The sequence below is a fragment of the Brucella lupini genome (assembly GCF_002252535.1).
GTDB classification, from domain to species: Bacteria; Pseudomonadota; Alphaproteobacteria; order Rhizobiales; family Rhizobiaceae; genus Brucella; species Brucella anthropi.
On record NZ_NNRN01000020.1, the window covers coordinates 1 to 15,046 of the forward strand.

Genomic DNA, 15,046 nt, shown 5'->3' on the forward strand with positions numbered 1-15,046 from the left:
AAGATCGGAACCCGCCACCAATTCGTTTCATGCAACAACGCCGCGTTATGAGGTGGGGTTTACCCACCTCATCTGACAAAAATTCCGCCTGCGTGACTTATATCTTCCCGTGTATCGACGTCACTTGTCGCTGCAATGCCGATATCCACCAATTCAACGTTGGCATGGCCTTCAATGACCGTGCGCGCACCTTCTTCGTGAGACAGTTGTGCCAATAAAGGGAAGAGGACCTTGGGAACTATAACCGGGTGGCCCGGTTGATCTCCGTGAGCACCTCTTACAACGCTATTGCATTCGCGGTCGGAAAATACCTCCAGTAATCGCCTGATGTGTTCAACCGTGATCATTGGCATGTCGGCCAACATCACAACCACAGCATCGCTCTCTTCGAGCACTCCATTACCGAAACCACATGCAATAGACGTACCCATCCCGCTCCGGAATGAGTTGTTGAATAGCGGGGTGACGCGAAGATTGTGCAGTGCCCGTACTATTTCCGGACTGCGATGACCGGTAACGACAGCGACCGGTGCAAGCCCGGCCTCCAGCAATGTCAATGCCGATTTGCGCACAAGCGGGACACCATCGAACTCAGCGAGGAGTTTGTGATACCCGCCAACTACTCGGCTTGACTGACCGGCCGCAAGCATCAAACCAGCGACGGATACACTGCGCCCCACCTCGATCTCGCCTTCCTTTTGAACACCTGTCACTCGAGCTTTAACCGGCCGCGAACACGGTCAACATGCCTACGCCCTTAACCGTACTTTTGCAGCCAGACAGCAGCGATATCGGCTATAACTGAAATCGCCAAGGTAGATGCATTACGTGTGGGGCCGAACATGCCGATAGGTGCCTTGATCCGACCCATAGTCTCTGGATCTACGCCCATAGACTGGAGACGCTGTAGCCGGCGATTGTGCGTGCGAGTGCTTCCGAGAGCACCAATGTAAAAAGCTTGAGACGCAAGCGCCCTATCCAGTAGGCTCGCCTCAAGATCCAGGTCGTGATGTAGAAGAACTACTCCAGTGTATCGGTCCATCGATGGCGCAACATGTTCGACATGTGTCATTGATGGCTCAGCGTGGCCGACTTCATAACCAGACGCTTCAGCTAAACGGCGGACTGCATCAACCTCGCCGGTCTGACCTGAAATAACCAATCTGGTTTGGGGTAAGTACACCGAAACGAACGTGTCCCCCCGCCAATGCGATCGATCTGATGTGAAACCTGATTTTACAAGCGTTCTCGATTGTGGCGAGTAAGCGAGAGCGGCGGGATGCCGCCTGGATAAGTCTGCGAGCACTGCGTGAAGCACTTCATACGACCGCAGAACGTGGATCGAGACAGTTATCCCACCGCCACAGGGAAGCGAGATATCGAAGTAGGGAGACCCGGCGCCAAATTTCACAATTCTGTCACGGCCTTCGGCGATAGCCTCTACCGCTTCAGCTGCCACTGCGGCCTCGACGCACCCCCCAGAAACGTAGCCACAATACCTGCCGTCCGCAGCGATGGCGACATGCGCACCAAGGGTACGTGCCGCCCCTCCCCTAATCTCGGTCAACGTTGCCAGGGCCGCTCCGCCATTTCTTCCCGCATCGTACGCAAAACGCAGTATTTCTGCAGGGCTGTCGCTATCGCTTACTCTCATCGGAGTATGCGATGCATTGAGGGCGATATCGTTCAACTGTTCCCTCCCCTTCTCCCGCAGCTCACCAAAACGTCAATCCGAATGCTGAATAAGCAGTGAGACATCAGCCCTCCAGAAAACAAGTGACCCGTCGAAGCTGGGACGCTCACTATCTTGGCGGATAACGAGCGGCTCTCAAAACTGCATCCTACGCGACCTGCACCAGATGTCCGTCAGATACTTCCCTGTAGGATCGCGTTGGAACCATGTAGTCAGCCGGCTTGATCGGGCTTTTGATCTCCTCAAGAGACAGGTTTCGTCTGGCCACGCGTCGAGATGGGTCCGGTACGGGCACTGCTGCCATCAGTCGCTTCGTGTATGCGTGCTGCGGATTTTGGAAGAGCGCTTCTCGTGGACCAATCTCCACTATTTCTCCGAGATACATCACGGCAACGCGATGGCTTACACGCTCAACAACGGCCATATCATGAGAAATAAACAAAAATGCCAGGTTCAGGCTCTCCTGCAAGTCCAGCAAGAGGTTGCAGACCTGGGCTTTGATCGACACATCAAGGGCCGACACGGCCTCATCCGCAACAATGATCTTGGGATCGAGCATCAGTGCGCGAGCGATTGCGACACGTTGGCGTTGTCCACCTGAGAACTCATGCGGAAAACGGGCCATCATATCAGCCGAAAGACCGACGCGCTCAAGGAGCATCGCCGCCTTGTCGCGTGCCTGCGTCTTGGGGCCAAGCTTATGCTCCAAAAATGGTTCCATTACCGCCTTCCCGACCATCGTTCTGGGGTTAAGCGACGCGAACGGATCCTGGAAAATCACTTGGATTTGCTGCCTGACCTCGCGAAGTTCATCTTTGCCCAGCTTCAGGATATCTTGCCCATCCACCAGGACGGTTCCACTTGTTGGCGTCAACAAGCGGGTGATTGATCGACCCGTCGTTGATTTTCCGCAGCCTGACTCTCCAACCAGCGATAAGGTCTCGCCGGCATGCAGGTCGAACGATACATTTTCGACTGCGTGAACAGCGCCGACTTTCTTGCTGAAAAAGCCGGCATGAATGTCAAAACGTGTCGCCAGGTTTGAAACTTGCAGAACTGGTCTGGACCGCTTGTCGACCGTATCAACCGTCGTTGCGATAGGTGCTTGCTCGCCTGTATCCATGTCGATTGTCGGGAATCGAAGAGGAAGCCTCTCCTCCGACATTGATCCCAATTTCGGCACCGCAGCCAGAAGCGCTCTGGTATAAGGATGTTTGCCCCGATGAAACACTTCCGCTGTCTCATCCATTTCCACCGCATCACCTCTGAACATCACAAGAGTGCGGTCCGCGACTTCCGCGACAACGCCCATATCATGTGTGATGAAGAGGACTGACATGCCCTCTTCTTCCTGCAGTGTTTTAATCAGATCGAGAATTTGGCCTTGGATCGTAACATCGAGCGCAGTTGTGGGTTCGTCCGCAATTAGGATTTTAGGGCGGGTTGCCAGAGCCATCGCAATCATGACGCGTTGACGCATGCCACCTGAGAATTGATGCGGGAACTCATCAAATCGCCCCTTGGCGTTGGGAATTCTCACCTTCTCAAGCAGATGCAGGACCTCGCGCCGAGCCTCCTCCAATCCGATGTTCTGGTGTGTAGTCAGAGCTTCTGTGATCTGCCTGCCGATTGGGTAGAGCGGATTCAATGAGGTCATCGGCTCTTGAAAAATCATCGAGATTTCGTTGCCGCGGATTTCCCGCATCTTCTCCTCGGGCACCGATAGGAGATCCACTCCGTTCAAAATCGCCTGCCCTTCGATCTTGCTTGATCGCTTTGGCAACAGCCGCATCAAAGATAGCGACGTGACGCTCTTCCCTGATCCCGACTCACCAACAATCGCCAAGGTTTCGCGTGGCGCAATATCGAAAGAAATGTTTCGGACAACAGGCTTCCAGCCGCAGTCGGTCTGAAACGACGTTGTCAGATTCCGGACCGACAGAAGCTTCTGTTCAGATGACGAATGCGGTTCTACCATGTGTTAGGTCCCCTTGAAAAATCGGCTCGTCTGTCGGAGCCTTAGAATGAAGCATCCCGTGACGGGATATTGCGTAGATACTGTTTGAGATGGACGATCGATCACGCCATCTCTCAGCCTCTCATCGTGGCAGGTGTGATTGGAAGGCTTCGGCAACGAATTCCAGTCGCGTTGAAATATGCGTTGCCAATTGCGGCAGCCACTCCCGGAAGCCCGATCTCGCCCAGTCCGCGAACCCCAAGCTCATTATGCTGATCGTCGGGAACGTCGATGAAATGAACGTCGAGCTTCGGGATGTCTGCATGGACTGGGAGAATGTAGTCGGCGAGATTGTCGCTGATCACCCGCAGATGGGCAGGATGCCGCTGGGCCTCTTCAAAGAGAGCCATCCCTATGCCGAAGACCACACCCCCCATGATCTGACTTGTTGCTAGTTTCTTGTTGAGAACCCGTCCACAGTCGACAACCGTAAGCACACGGCGCACTCGCAAACGTCCCAGTTCCTCGTCAACCGCGACTTCTGCGAAATGGACCCCAAAAGAGTAGAAACTAAGGTCTTTATTCGTAGGCAGCCCTCTTGAGGTTCCTCGTGCGACAAGCGACTTGACGCCTGCTTTTTCCATCCGTTCGAACGGGTTTGTGCGGTTCGTGCCTTCAACGATTGGTCCACATGCGGCCTCCAGCTGCCGAATAAGATCCAGGCAGGCTGAATGGAGAGCCGGAAGGACGCTTGCCGTTGACTTGGAGCGGCCAGCGGTCGGGGCACTTGGTAAGTCACTGTCCGCCATCTTCACCTCGATCCGGCCGGGATGCAGATTCAGTTGCGTGGCGGCCCTCTGGGCCAGAATTGTTCGCATCCCGGTACCGATGTCGGTCGCCGAGGTCTCTATAATAAGACCCTTCTCGACATCGATCACCACTCTCACAGTCGCGGAGAGTGCAGGAGCTGGATATGCCGTTGTGGCAACACCGTAGCCGATACGCTCATTGCCCGGCTGCAGAGATCCTGGCGCCATGAAGCCATTTGGCCATCCGAAGAGTTCAGCGCCTCTAGTGTAGCATTCCATCAGGTTGTTCGAAGACCACGGCTGATCATGATAATAGTCGCGGTCAGCGAAGTTTCGTATGCGCAACTCCAGCGGGTTGATGCGGAGTTGGTATGCCAATTCATCCAGCGCTGTCTCAAGTGCGTATGAGCCCGGGGTTTCACCCGGCGCACGAAAAGGTGTCGGTGTCGCCACGGGTATCCGTGAGACCTTATGCTCAACCTCAATTCGCTCAGATTTGTACAACATGAGCGAGCTTAAGCCGCACGGCTCGAAAAAGCCGCCTCTCAGCGAAGTCGGGACATCGCTCACATGCCTGATAAGACTAAGGCGGCCATCCGACGATGCAGAAAGCTCAACTTCCTGAAGAGTTTCAGAACGATAACCAGATGCGACAGCCATGTCCGATCGCGTGAGCTGCATGCATACTGGCTTGGCGAGACTGCGGGCCAAGTGAGCGGCTAGAGCCTCGTGAGGCCATATCTGATTTTTCGCACCAAAGCCTCCTCCCACAAACGGCGCGATTACGCGTACCTGTTCTGTCGATACACCAAGGCTGGCAGCGATATAATCCCGAGCCGCCTGCGTGCCTTGGGTGGAATCGTAAAGAGTGACAGAATCCCCATCCCAGACCGCCGTTGTCGCAGATGGTTCCATCGGCTGATGCAGTTGCATCGGTGTGTGATATTTTTGGACAACGCGTGCAGTGGCTGACAAATCCGGCTCGGCAGCTCCCCGAACATATTGCATGTCACCTTTGAAAAAGGGTCCGGGGGCGATCGGCGGCTCAAGTTGCGGATGTTGCTCCTCGATATCGACAGTAATGCAACCTAAGGCGCGTCGGGCGGTCTCAATGTTGTCTGCAACAACGACAGCGATCCACTGACCGGCGAAAAGTATATCCGGGCCGCAGAACGGCCGATAGAAGGGCTCGGTGTCACTCGCGCCTAAAGCTTCGCGCCCCAGATATTCCGCACCGAGTCGATCAACCTCGATTGAAGTTCCCCATCCAAAGTTCCCCGCATTGAGATGGGTGACTATCGCTTCCACACCGACGATAGATTCGGCCTTGGTTGTGCCGATTACTGTTATTTTGCCGGAAGAGACAGCGGATCGCAGCGCGAACGCATAAAGCATATCCGGAAACTTGTAGTCGGCCGAATATCGCGCGGCACCGGTTACTTTTTCCCACGCTTCGACGCGATCAAGTTCAATGCCGGTCATAGGCAGCCTCCGCACGCTCAAGCAAGACGCGTTTCACCGCGTTCCGGGCCAACTCAACCTTGTGGCGTGTCTCGGCTACGCTGTGTTCCTCCGCAAGCAGTCCATCACAAAAGTCGTCAATGACGCTTTGGGTCAGAACCTTGCCTATGACAGAGTGCTCAAGATCTTTACGCCGCCATGGGCGCGTTCCGATACCACCCAAGGCAACGGAAATTGCCGTCACCACTCCCGCATCAAGCTCCAACGTGGCAGCGACCGAAACGGTAGCAAACTCATAGGATGCGCGTGCCCTGAGTTTGAGATAACTCGAATTGCGAGCAGCTATTGTTATGGGAATTTCGATCGAGGTGATCAGCGATCCGGGTGGAATATTGCTGGTTATGTGCGGAGTGTCACCTGGCAGTGGGTATAATTCGGCAATTGGCATCCGGATATCAGCGCCTTCCAACGACGTCGTAATGATCGCTGCGTCGAGAGCCAGTAGCGCCACCGCCATATCCGATGGATTGACGGCGATACACATTTTGCTGCCACCTAACGCCGCATGGGCGTGGGTAGGCGCATCAACAGCTTCGCATCCAGTGTTTGGATCCCGTCGGTTGCAACGCCACTCGGTTGAACGGAAGTAAACACACCGTGTTGCCTGCAGCAGGTTGCCTCCGACGGTCGCCGCATTGCGGATCTGCTGTGAAGCACCCTGTAAGATTGCCTGCGAAAGAACAGGGAAATGATCTTTGATAACCGCCGCTTCGGCAGTCGCCGAATTGGAGACCATCGATCCTATCGAGATAACGCCGTCACGTTTCTCGACCCATTTTAGAGGGAGACGGGTGATATCGATCAGCCGCTCCGACGACCCGTGACCGAGTTTGAGTAGATCAAGCAGTGTCGTACCACCGGCGACGACCACAGCATGACTACCGGAAATGTCCTGCAACGCTTGATCCAAGGTCTGCGGGAACGACCACTCAGGTGATTTGTTGTGCTGCATCAATCACGGCCTTCACGATGTTCTGATATGCACCACAGCGACAGATGTTACCGCTCATGGCCTCCCTGACAGAATCCTCATCAGTCGCACCACCTTTCTGGATCAGATCCAGAGCAGACATGATCTGGCCAGGCGTGCAGAAACCACACTGCATCGCGTCATGGGTGACAAATGCCTGCTGAAGGGGGTGTAAGTTGCTTGCGCAACCCACACCCTCAATTGTCGTTACTGCACGTCCATCCAACTGTGCCGCGAACTGCAGGCAAGACAGGCGGCGATCACCATCAATGTGAACTGTACACGCTCCACACTGGCCGTGATCACATCCCTTTTTCGTGCCCGTGAGATGCAAGTCATCACGCAGCATGTCCAGCAGTGTCCGGTGCGGATCTATTTCAACCTGAACATTCACGTTATTTACTAAAAGTGAAACTTGCATTCTAGCCGTGGTCGTGTCGGACATGCTTCTCAATCCTGGCTTTGCGTCAAGCTGGCGAGGCCGTGCTGATCTCTCCGTTAAGCAGCAAGCCCGCTTCCCTCAGGTAAGATTTCACGGTGCCCAGGTCACCTTCATAGTCCCACACCTGAACCGTATTGTGCGGGCATGCTACAAAGAGATGATCGTCCGTAAAGGACAGTATCCGGTCAAGGCGGATGACTTTCTCAACATAGTCGACCTTGTTCATGGGGCGTGTAATAAGCTCGCCCTGCTCATCGTAGCCAACGTGCACGGTTCTCGCTCTGATGCGTGCGGTAAAGTAAGTCATGAGATTATCCCTTTTTCGATTGTGAGTGCAGTTCATTTCAGAACAGCAACCTGGTCCGGTATGTTGGAGAATGTTATTTGCTGCGAGGATTGAGTGCCTCGTTGAGAGCATCCCCAAGCAGGTTGATGGAGAGGACTGTGAAGAGCACAGCCAATCCAGGCATCGTCACCATCCACCAAGCCGTTCGGATTGCAGATCTCCCGGCGCCGATCATGAATCCCCAACTCATGATGTTGGGATCTCCAAGGCCGAGGAACGAAAGTCCAGCCTCGAACAGAATGGCTGTTGCCACCATGAGCGACCCCGCCACCACCACCGTGGACAATATGTTCGGCATGACCTGAAGTAGGAGGATTCTGTGGTCGCGCATGCCAAGCGAAACCGAAGCCTCTACGAATTCCCGGCTTTTCACGCTGCGAACTTCGGCACGGACGAGGCGTGCGAGCGGCGCCCAGCTGACGATTGAAATCGCTCCGATGACGTTGGCAAGCGTAGGCCCAAGAATGGCGACGATGACAATTGCGCCGATAAACGTCGGGATCGTCTGGAAAAACTCGGTCACACGCATTGCGCATATATCGACCCAGCCTCCGTAGTAGCCAGCGACTGCTCCGACGGTTGTTCCCAGGACGACGATAACGAGAGTAGCGACAACCCCCACCAAGAGTGAAATTCTGGCGCCAAAGGCAATGCCGGCGGCGATGTCTCTTCCCAACATGTCGGTGCCAAGAAGATAGTCACCGAATGGCGGCTGAAACGGTGGCCCAACCATATCGAAGGGATCGCCGGGGAACAGAACCGACGCGAACGCTGCGCAAAATATAACGCAAGCAAGCAACACAAGGCCAATAATGCCACCTGGATTGCGGCCCATTCGTTTCAGTGCAGACTTGCCAAGAGAAGCTTCAGCCATTTCTGCCTCCATTCAAGCGAATGCGCGGGTCGATGATCGTGTAGATGACGTCTACGAGGGCATTGACGATCACAACCAGGATCGAACTCAAAAAGAAGATCCCAAGCAGCAAGTTCAGATCGCGTGAGAAGAGAGCTTCATAGGCAAGCAATCCGAGGCCCGGCCAACCGAAGACGGATTCCACAATGACCGATCCACCAAGCATTGCAGATACTTGCACTCCGGCCATGGTGATAACTGGGATGATCGCATTGCGAAGCGCGTGACGGAAAACAACCTGCTTGTCACCCAGACCCTTTGCCCTGGCCGTTCGGACATAATCCTGGCCTAAAACCTCAAGCATGGAAGCTCGCATCAGACGCGTGTAGAGCGCCATGTAGAAGAAAGAGAGGGTCGTCGCGGGTAGAACCAGATGGTGAGCAATGTCCAGAACGCGCCCACCAAATGACATCGGAATGCCGATCGTTTCATAGCCGCTTGTCGGAAACCAGCCGAGGTTCAGGGAAAAGATGATGATCAACATCAGGCCTACCCAAAACAGCGGCGTGGCATAGGTGATGACAGCCATGATTACGATCGCTTGGCTGACTGCGGTTCGATCTTTGACCGCCGCGATCGCACCCAACAGGACACCGAACCCGATCGAAATAACCATCGAGGCTGCCATCAGAAGAGCCGTCACGCCGAGACGGTCAAGTATAAGACCTGAAATCTCCCGATTATGCCTGAACGAGTAACCGAGATCGAACACGAGCAGATTCTTCATATAGGCCAGAAATTGAACCCATAATGGCTGGTCTAACCCAAATCGTTCTCGCAACTGCTGTACATATTCAGCACTCGCGCCGCCGGTTTCGCCCGCCAGAACCTGCACGGCGTCACCGGGCGCCAGGCGAATAAGGAAGAAATTCACGACCACGATAGCCAAGATGATCGGTATGCCGTGCAGCACGCGGCTGACGACGTACTTACCGTTTGCGAACCACATAAAAGATCCTCGATTGCTTTATCGGGGCCGCAGAGCGCGGCCCCAGAACGCTCACTGCTCAATCCAGGTGTCGTAAAGACCACCTCGAATGCCCAATGGAGACGTAATCAGATCCTTGACACGATCATTTTGTAGCGCGACGAGATCCATTTCCATCACCCAGATATACGGGCTATCATCGACCAGCTTTCGCTGAAGTTCATGGAACAGGCCGTTACGCTTGGTGGGGTCTGCTTCTGTCTGTGCCGCCTCCCAGAGCTTATCGACCTGCGGATCTGAGTAGCGCGCAACATTGCCGAACGGGACCTCTGGATTGATCATCTTCGACCAGGTGTTGCGCTGCACGCCCAAGGTCGGATCCGCCATGCCGATCGACCAGGATGAAGTCATATCGAAATCATATTCGTTATGGACCGACCTTACAAAAGTCGGGTAGTCGCGGTTTCGGAGCTCGACTTGAATATTGACTTTTGCGAGCTGCTGCTTGATGACCTCGCCCATTCTACGCCAGTCTTCGCCAAAAGCCGCTGGATCATGGATCATCTTGAAGCGGAAGCCATCGGCCTTCACGGGATATCCGGCCTCGTCCAGCAATTTGGCTGCGATTTCGAGCCGATCTTTCACTGCGAAATCTCGAACTCCTTCATTGGTAAAGGCGCCGGTGCCTGAGACAAACGAAGAGATCGGACCCACTGCCGGCTTGCCGAAGCCGTACCATACGTTGTTGATGATCTGCTTCCTGTCGATTGCGTAGGCAACAGCCTCCCTCACAAGCTTGTTATCGAACGGGGGACGCTTATTGTTCAGCTCCAACATCATCATCGGAGCGATGCCTTCGTAGCCTCCCTTTGCGATCGAAATTCCATCGACCTGCTCGAGCCGACGCATTTCGACTGGGTTCACGGTGCCAAACGTTGCGACATCAATCTCACCACTCTCGATGCCCGCCGCGCGGGTTGCAGAGTCCGCTATGAAGCGAAAGATGACGCTGTCGAGATAAGGACGACCTTCCCGCCAGTAATTTTCATTCTTGGTGAGGCGAATATAGCTGCCCTTTTCCCAGCTATCGAACTTGAAGGGGCCGGTTCCAATCGGCTTGTTCACAGCGGGGTTGTTACGAAAATCTGTACCCTCGTAGATGTGCTTCGGGACGATCGGAGCCTCAAGACTCGAAAGGCCGCGCATCAGAGGGAGATACGCATGGGAAAGATGGAAAACAGCGGTATGCTCATCCGGGGTGTCGATGCTCGTGACCGGACCCAGGTTACCTTTCCCGCGTGGATGGTATTCCTTCACAACTTTCATCAAGGAAAACTGGACATCGGCAGATGTAAATGGCTTCCCATCGTGCCAGACAACGCCCTCGCGAAGTTTGAACGTAATGGTTTTCCCGTCCTCGCTCACTTCCCAGCTCTCTGCCAGGGAAGGCTTGGGATTTAGATCCATATCGTATTCGAGCAATCCGTCGAATATCTTGGTCGCAAGTTCTGCGGTCGTAGGCGCAGAGCTGAGTGCATTGGTAATCAATGTCGGCTCCGGGGTCGTGGTGATGACCAAGTTACCGCCCGGAGTCTGCGCAATAGCGGCACTACCACCTAGCGCAAGTGCAAGCGACAGAGCGACTGCTGAGAATTTTCGTTTAACACTTTTCATCTGACGATATTCCCCTGATACATTCTTGCGACTTAGGGCCCTCCCGGACCGTGTCGTGCACCTCGGATAGCAGCTATCACGATAACCACTACAATGAAGCTATCATCTTACTATAATTTCACAAGATGATTTTTATCATTTTGCAAAATTCGTCGAAGAGATATATCGTAGGGCGAAACTCATAGGAAAACGCAATGAGCGCTGATTTCGCTGACACTTCAGATCCCTCCCCCCTAGACAGCCTGGGAGATAGGATCCGGCTACTCCGCGCCCAGCGCAATATGACCCTTCAAGAACTTTCCAAGCTGAGTTTAGTTTCTGTGGCTATGTTGAGTCATATCGAAAGAGGCCGGAGCGCTCCCTCCATTAAGGTTCTCGATCGGATACGCCTTGCCCTGAAGGTACCGTTCAGTGTCTTTTTCGAGGACAGTGCCGCACCCGCAGCGGAAGATGAGCGTAATGTCATCAGCAGAAGAGCCGACCGTCCGTTTCTTTCCTTTGCAGCGACAGGGCTGCGAAAAGAACTCGCGTCTCCGGTTCGCGGAACGCAGCTGGAGATGATGATCCTTCACATAGATCAAGATGGCCATTCCGGCGATGAACCCTGGCGCCGCGATGGGGAGAAATGCGGTTTAGTGATGAGCGGCCGCTTTGAGCTCACGATTGGAACGCAACGCTTTACTGTTGAGGAAGGCGACGCTTTTCAATTCGACAGCTCAACGCCTCATTCCTTCAGAAACCTTGCGCCTGAGCCGACGAAGGTGCTGTGGATCGTATTTTCCCGAGCGCTTGGCTGACACGAAAGATGCGTCGTCAGATACCCTTAACAACAATCCTCTGAATCTGCCCGGCCGCAGCATAGGCGGGTGAACACCTGGACCAATGAGGCGCTCCAGGGAGTGCCCACACTCGCTCCGCACAATATCAAATATTCATCGGATTAAGGCTGCGGCCTAACGCATGTCAGCTTTCTTTTTACCCAATATCACACTTGCTATTCCAAAAATGATGACACCCATCGCGAGGAGCTGCTGATTGGAAACATGTTCGCCGAGAAAGATACTGCCCAACAGTGCAGTTAGAACCGGGACGCTGAGCTGAATGGATGCGCCTTGGGTGGCGTTCAGATTGGGGAGCGCAGCATACCAAATCGCATATCCCAGCCCGGAAGCGATCGCGCCAGATAACACGGCGTAAATCAATCCTGAAGGTTGTACTGCCGTCTCGGATAGAGCTAAAGCGGCAAGGAACACAGCCAATGCCATGGGCAAGGCTCGCAGAAAATTGCCCGCAGTAGCATCTAATGGGTCTGCGGTGCCTTTTCCAATCAATGAGTATATGCCCCAGGCAATACCAGAGGCGACCATCAAGACGGCACCTAGAACACTGACCGTCCCCGAGCCACCCGTCGAAAGCGCCCCAAGCCCTCCGATGGCTGCGAGTGTTGGTTTCCGCGCAGAAGTGAGCCGGTTTTTCCACCGAGAAGTGAGCCACCTCTAAGTATGGTTTTGTAATCAGGCTTTGGTCAAGGAATTGTCCTTTTCTCCTCTCTTGTGTGCTGCTACGGCCGAGCTTGCTTTGAATCGGAAGCTGTCGTTACCGGTTTCCAGGATGTGGCAACGGTGGGTCAGGCGGTCGAGAAGAGCCGTGGTCATCTTGGCATCGCCGAAGACCGTGGCCCATTCGCTGAAGCTGAGATTGGTGGTGATGATGACGCTGGTGCGTTCATAAAGCTTGCTGAGTAGATGGAATAGCAGCGCTCCGCCGGAAGCACTGAATGGAAGATATCCGAGCTCATCAAGGATCAGCAGATCGAGACGAACTAGCGTCTCAGCGATCTGACCTGCCTTGCCTTTAGCCTTCTCCTGCTCGAGCGCATTGACCAATTCGATGGTCGAGAAGAAGCGGACTTTTCGGCGATGATGCTCGATAGCCTGGACGCCGAGGGCGGTCGCCACATGTGTTTTGCCTGTGCCCGGTCCGCCGACAAGCACGATATTCTGCGCCCCGTCGATGAACTCGCATCTGTGCAATTTGTCAATCGGCGTTTAAACGGGGCTCTGACTCAATCTCGCTGATGTTCTGGATTCAATTGGCGTTGTTTCCAGAGGAGAATCAGCGCCATGCGAGCCCAGTTCCGTCTCTCTGATCTTATCCCTAGCGAACTAAACGTTGATGAGGTGCGTGATGCCGGCGACGCGATTATCGTCGCCGCCTACGGTCGATCCCAAGACTGCACATGCCCCCACTGCGGAACCGCCTCCCGTCGTGTTCATAGTCGCTACTCTCGAATGATTGCCGATCTGCCGTGTGCGGGCCGAAGGATCGAACTGCACCTGTCCGTCCGACGCTTCGTCTGTAGTGCCGTCCATTGCCGCAGAAAGATCTTCGCCGAGCGCTTCGGTGATGATGTGATCCGTCCCATGGCTCGCCGGACAGCCCGTCTGGACTGCCTCGTTCGGCATCTTGCTCTTGCACTGGGCGGTCGCCCGGCGGCGCGCTTTGCGGATCGTCTCGGATTGCCGGTTAGCAATGATACGCTTCTACGAACTGTTCGCCGATATGATCGCCCACCGTCGACGCCACCGACTGTAATCGGCATTGATGACTGGGCCTGGCGTCGAAATCATCGATATGGCACGATCATCTGCGATCTGGAACGGCGAAAGACGATCGCGTTGTTGCCCGACCGGGAACCCTCGACCGCAAAGGCCTGGCTGGTCGAGCAGCCGCAAATCGAAATCGTGGCAAGAGACCGCGGCGGCGCGTATGCGCGGGCCGCTGCGCAAGCCCTGCCACAGGCCGAACAGGTCGCCGACCGCTGGCATCTCATGGAAAACGCTAGCCACGCTTTTCTTGATGCCGTCCGCAAGTCGATGCGGCAGGTCCGCATTGCAGTCGGGACAGCAACCGTAAACCCTAAGCTTCTGACTGCCGCCGAGCGCTTGCAATATGACGGATATCTGCGACGTGAAGAGACAAACTCTGTCATTCGTGGACTCGTCGGCGAAGGCCTGTCCATCAAGGAAATCGTACGCAGAACCGGGCATAGCCGAAAGCTGGTTCGCAGCATTGTTCGTGGTCAAAGGACCGACATCTTCCGAGTCCGGCAAACTTCGCTCGAACCACACCTACCGTGGCTTGAAGCGCAATGGGACGCCGGATCACGAAACGGCGCTGAACTGTGGCGGCAGCTTCGGCTGGCTGGTTTTGGCGGAGGTCTCCGCGTTGTCACTGAATGGGCAACACGACGAAGGCGGGCGGAAAAAGCCGAAAACGGGCTCGGCCACGCGCCGGCGGCACGCACCATCGTTCGCCTAATGACACTTGAACGCAACAACTTGACCAAGGCGCAGACGATGACGGTCGCTGCGATCGAGGAGCAACTACCAGACCTAGTCGAGGCCAGAGATGTTGTGGAAAGCTTCCACGAAATGCTGCGGCGCAAGTCCAAAGATGATCTGGACACGTGGATCGACCGCGCAGCAGCAAGCTTGGTCGCCCCATTCGCGAACGGTATCATCCGCGACAGGGCAGCCGTCCAAAATGCGATAACCTCACAGTGGTCTAACGGCCAGACAGAGGGACAAATCACCAAGCTAAAACTCATCAAGAGGCAAATGTATGGACGTGGGAAGCTCGATCTGCTGGAAGCACGTGTCATCGGAGCGACCTGATGTCAGCGAGATTGCGTCAGAGCCCAAAAAGTACCCCTCCTTTAGGTTGCAAGGTATAGCGTGCGCGGGCCCGGAACTTTAAATTTAGTGCAGGGTCTGCGCGCGCGGATCGTTAG

The 15,046-nt window shown here is 54.8% G+C and carries 13 protein-coding genes and 1 pseudogene; 2 read left to right on the forward strand and 12 right to left on the reverse strand.

Annotated features, from left to right (window positions below):
- Positions 1 to 68: 68 nt before the first annotated feature.
- From CES86_RS01580 to CES86_RS01625, 10 genes are all read right to left on the reverse strand, one after another.
- The gene (locus CES86_RS01580) at positions 69 to 713 is read right to left on the reverse strand and encodes a nucleotidyltransferase family protein (protein WP_235819857.1); all 645 of its coding nucleotides are present in this window, start codon (positions 711 to 713) and stop codon (positions 69 to 71) included.
- 44 nt (positions 714 to 757) lie between these two features.
- The gene (locus CES86_RS01585) at positions 758 to 1,654 is read right to left on the reverse strand and encodes an XdhC family protein (protein WP_094513404.1); all 897 of its coding nucleotides are present in this window, start codon (positions 1,652 to 1,654) and stop codon (positions 758 to 760) included.
- Between the two features lie 187 nt (positions 1,655 to 1,841).
- Positions 1,842 to 3,671 (reverse strand): ABC transporter ATP-binding protein, encoded by a 1,830-nt coding sequence (locus CES86_RS01590; protein WP_094513385.1) that lies wholly within the window; start codon positions 3,669 to 3,671, stop codon positions 1,842 to 1,844.
- 113 nt (positions 3,672 to 3,784) lie between these two features.
- A complete protein-coding gene (locus CES86_RS01595) occupies positions 3,785 to 5,941 on the reverse strand; it encodes a xanthine dehydrogenase family protein molybdopterin-binding subunit (protein WP_094513387.1) in 2,157 nt (718 codons plus the stop codon).
- Positions 5,928 to 6,932: an FAD binding domain-containing protein gene (locus CES86_RS01600; protein ID WP_094513389.1), complete on the reverse strand. Its 1,005-nt coding sequence runs from the start codon at positions 6,930 to 6,932 to the stop codon at positions 5,928 to 5,930. The genes CES86_RS01595 and CES86_RS01600 overlap by 14 nt, the downstream gene beginning before the upstream one ends.
- Positions 6,910 to 7,395, reverse strand: coding sequence for a (2Fe-2S)-binding protein (locus CES86_RS01605; protein ID WP_094513391.1), 486 nt, complete (start codon positions 7,393 to 7,395; stop codon positions 6,910 to 6,912). Before CES86_RS01605 ends, CES86_RS01600 begins: the two co-directional genes overlap by 23 nt.
- 22 nt (positions 7,396 to 7,417) lie before the next feature.
- Positions 7,418 to 7,699 carry a hypothetical protein gene (locus CES86_RS01610; RefSeq protein ID WP_094513392.1) on the reverse strand — a complete coding sequence of 94 codons (282 nt, stop codon included), beginning with the start codon at positions 7,697 to 7,699 and terminating at the stop codon, positions 7,418 to 7,420.
- Positions 7,700 to 7,772: 73 nt separating this feature from the next.
- Positions 7,773 to 8,612: an ABC transporter permease gene (locus CES86_RS01615; protein WP_094513394.1), complete on the reverse strand. Its 840-nt coding sequence runs from the start codon at positions 8,610 to 8,612 to the stop codon at positions 7,773 to 7,775.
- A complete protein-coding gene (locus CES86_RS01620) occupies positions 8,605 to 9,600 on the reverse strand; it encodes an ABC transporter permease (protein ID WP_094513395.1) in 996 nt (331 codons plus the stop codon). Before CES86_RS01620 ends, CES86_RS01615 begins: the two co-directional genes overlap by 8 nt.
- A gap of 51 nt (positions 9,601 to 9,651) precedes the next feature.
- A complete protein-coding gene (locus CES86_RS01625) occupies positions 9,652 to 11,253 on the reverse strand; it encodes an ABC transporter substrate-binding protein (protein ID WP_094513397.1) in 1,602 nt (533 codons plus the stop codon).
- Positions 11,254 to 11,447: 194 nt separating this feature from the next.
- On the opposite strand from CES86_RS01625, the gene CES86_RS01630 reads away from it, so the two are divergent.
- Positions 11,448 to 12,050, forward strand: coding sequence for a helix-turn-helix domain-containing protein (locus CES86_RS01630; protein ID WP_094513398.1), 603 nt, complete (start codon positions 11,448 to 11,450; stop codon positions 12,048 to 12,050).
- A 156-nt stretch (positions 12,051 to 12,206) separates the two neighbouring features.
- On the opposite strand, the gene CES86_RS01635 is transcribed toward CES86_RS01630, so the two are convergent.
- Together CES86_RS01635 and istB are read right to left on the reverse strand one after the other, a co-directional pair.
- Complete coding sequence (locus tag CES86_RS01635) at positions 12,207 to 12,623, reverse strand: DMT family transporter (RefSeq protein WP_151595649.1); 417 nt, start codon at positions 12,621 to 12,623, stop codon at positions 12,207 to 12,209.
- Between the two features lie 144 nt (positions 12,624 to 12,767).
- Positions 12,768 to 13,295, reverse strand: a pseudogene (gene istB / locus CES86_RS01640) (IS21-like element helper ATPase IstB); the annotation flags it as partial.
- An 81-nt stretch (positions 13,296 to 13,376) separates the two neighbouring features.
- Here istB and CES86_RS01645 point away from each other — a divergent pair.
- Positions 13,377 to 14,930 (forward strand): ISL3 family transposase, encoded by a 1,554-nt coding sequence (locus tag CES86_RS01645; RefSeq protein ID WP_094513402.1) that lies wholly within the window; start codon positions 13,377 to 13,379, stop codon positions 14,928 to 14,930.
- Positions 14,931 to 15,046 lie beyond the last annotated feature (116 nt).

Excerpts from the sequence above, each read along its gene's own strand:
- CES86_RS01585 (WP_094513404.1), bottom strand. The coding sequence starts at position 1,654 with ATGAGAGTAAGCGATAGCGACAGCCCTGCAGAAATACTGCGTTTTGCG.
- CES86_RS01590 (WP_094513385.1), bottom strand. The coding sequence starts at position 3,671 with ATGGTAGAACCGCATTCGTCATCTGAACAGAAGCTTCTGTCGGTCCGG.
- CES86_RS01595 (WP_094513387.1), bottom strand. The coding sequence starts at position 5,941 with ATGACCGGCATTGAACTTGATCGCGTCGAAGCGTGGGAAAAAGTAACC.
- CES86_RS01600 (WP_094513389.1), bottom strand. The coding sequence starts at position 6,932 with ATGCAGCACAACAAATCACCTGAGTGGTCGTTCCCGCAGACCTTGGAT.
- CES86_RS01605 (WP_094513391.1), bottom strand. The coding sequence starts at position 7,395 with ATGTCCGACACGACCACGGCTAGAATGCAAGTTTCACTTTTAGTAAAT.
- CES86_RS01610 (WP_094513392.1), bottom strand. The coding sequence starts at position 7,699 with ATGACTTACTTTACCGCACGCATCAGAGCGAGAACCGTGCACGTTGGC.
- CES86_RS01615 (WP_094513394.1), bottom strand. The coding sequence starts at position 8,612 with ATGGCTGAAGCTTCTCTTGGCAAGTCTGCACTGAAACGAATGGGCCGC.
- CES86_RS01620 (WP_094513395.1), bottom strand. The coding sequence starts at position 9,600 with ATGTGGTTCGCAAACGGTAAGTACGTCGTCAGCCGCGTGCTGCACGGC.
- CES86_RS01625 (WP_094513397.1), bottom strand. The coding sequence starts at position 11,253 with ATGAAAAGTGTTAAACGAAAATTCTCAGCAGTCGCTCTGTCGCTTGCA.
- CES86_RS01630 (WP_094513398.1), top strand. The coding sequence starts at position 11,448 with ATGAGCGCTGATTTCGCTGACACTTCAGATCCCTCCCCCCTAGACAGC.
- CES86_RS01645 (WP_094513402.1), top strand. The coding sequence starts at position 13,377 with ATGCGAGCCCAGTTCCGTCTCTCTGATCTTATCCCTAGCGAACTAAAC.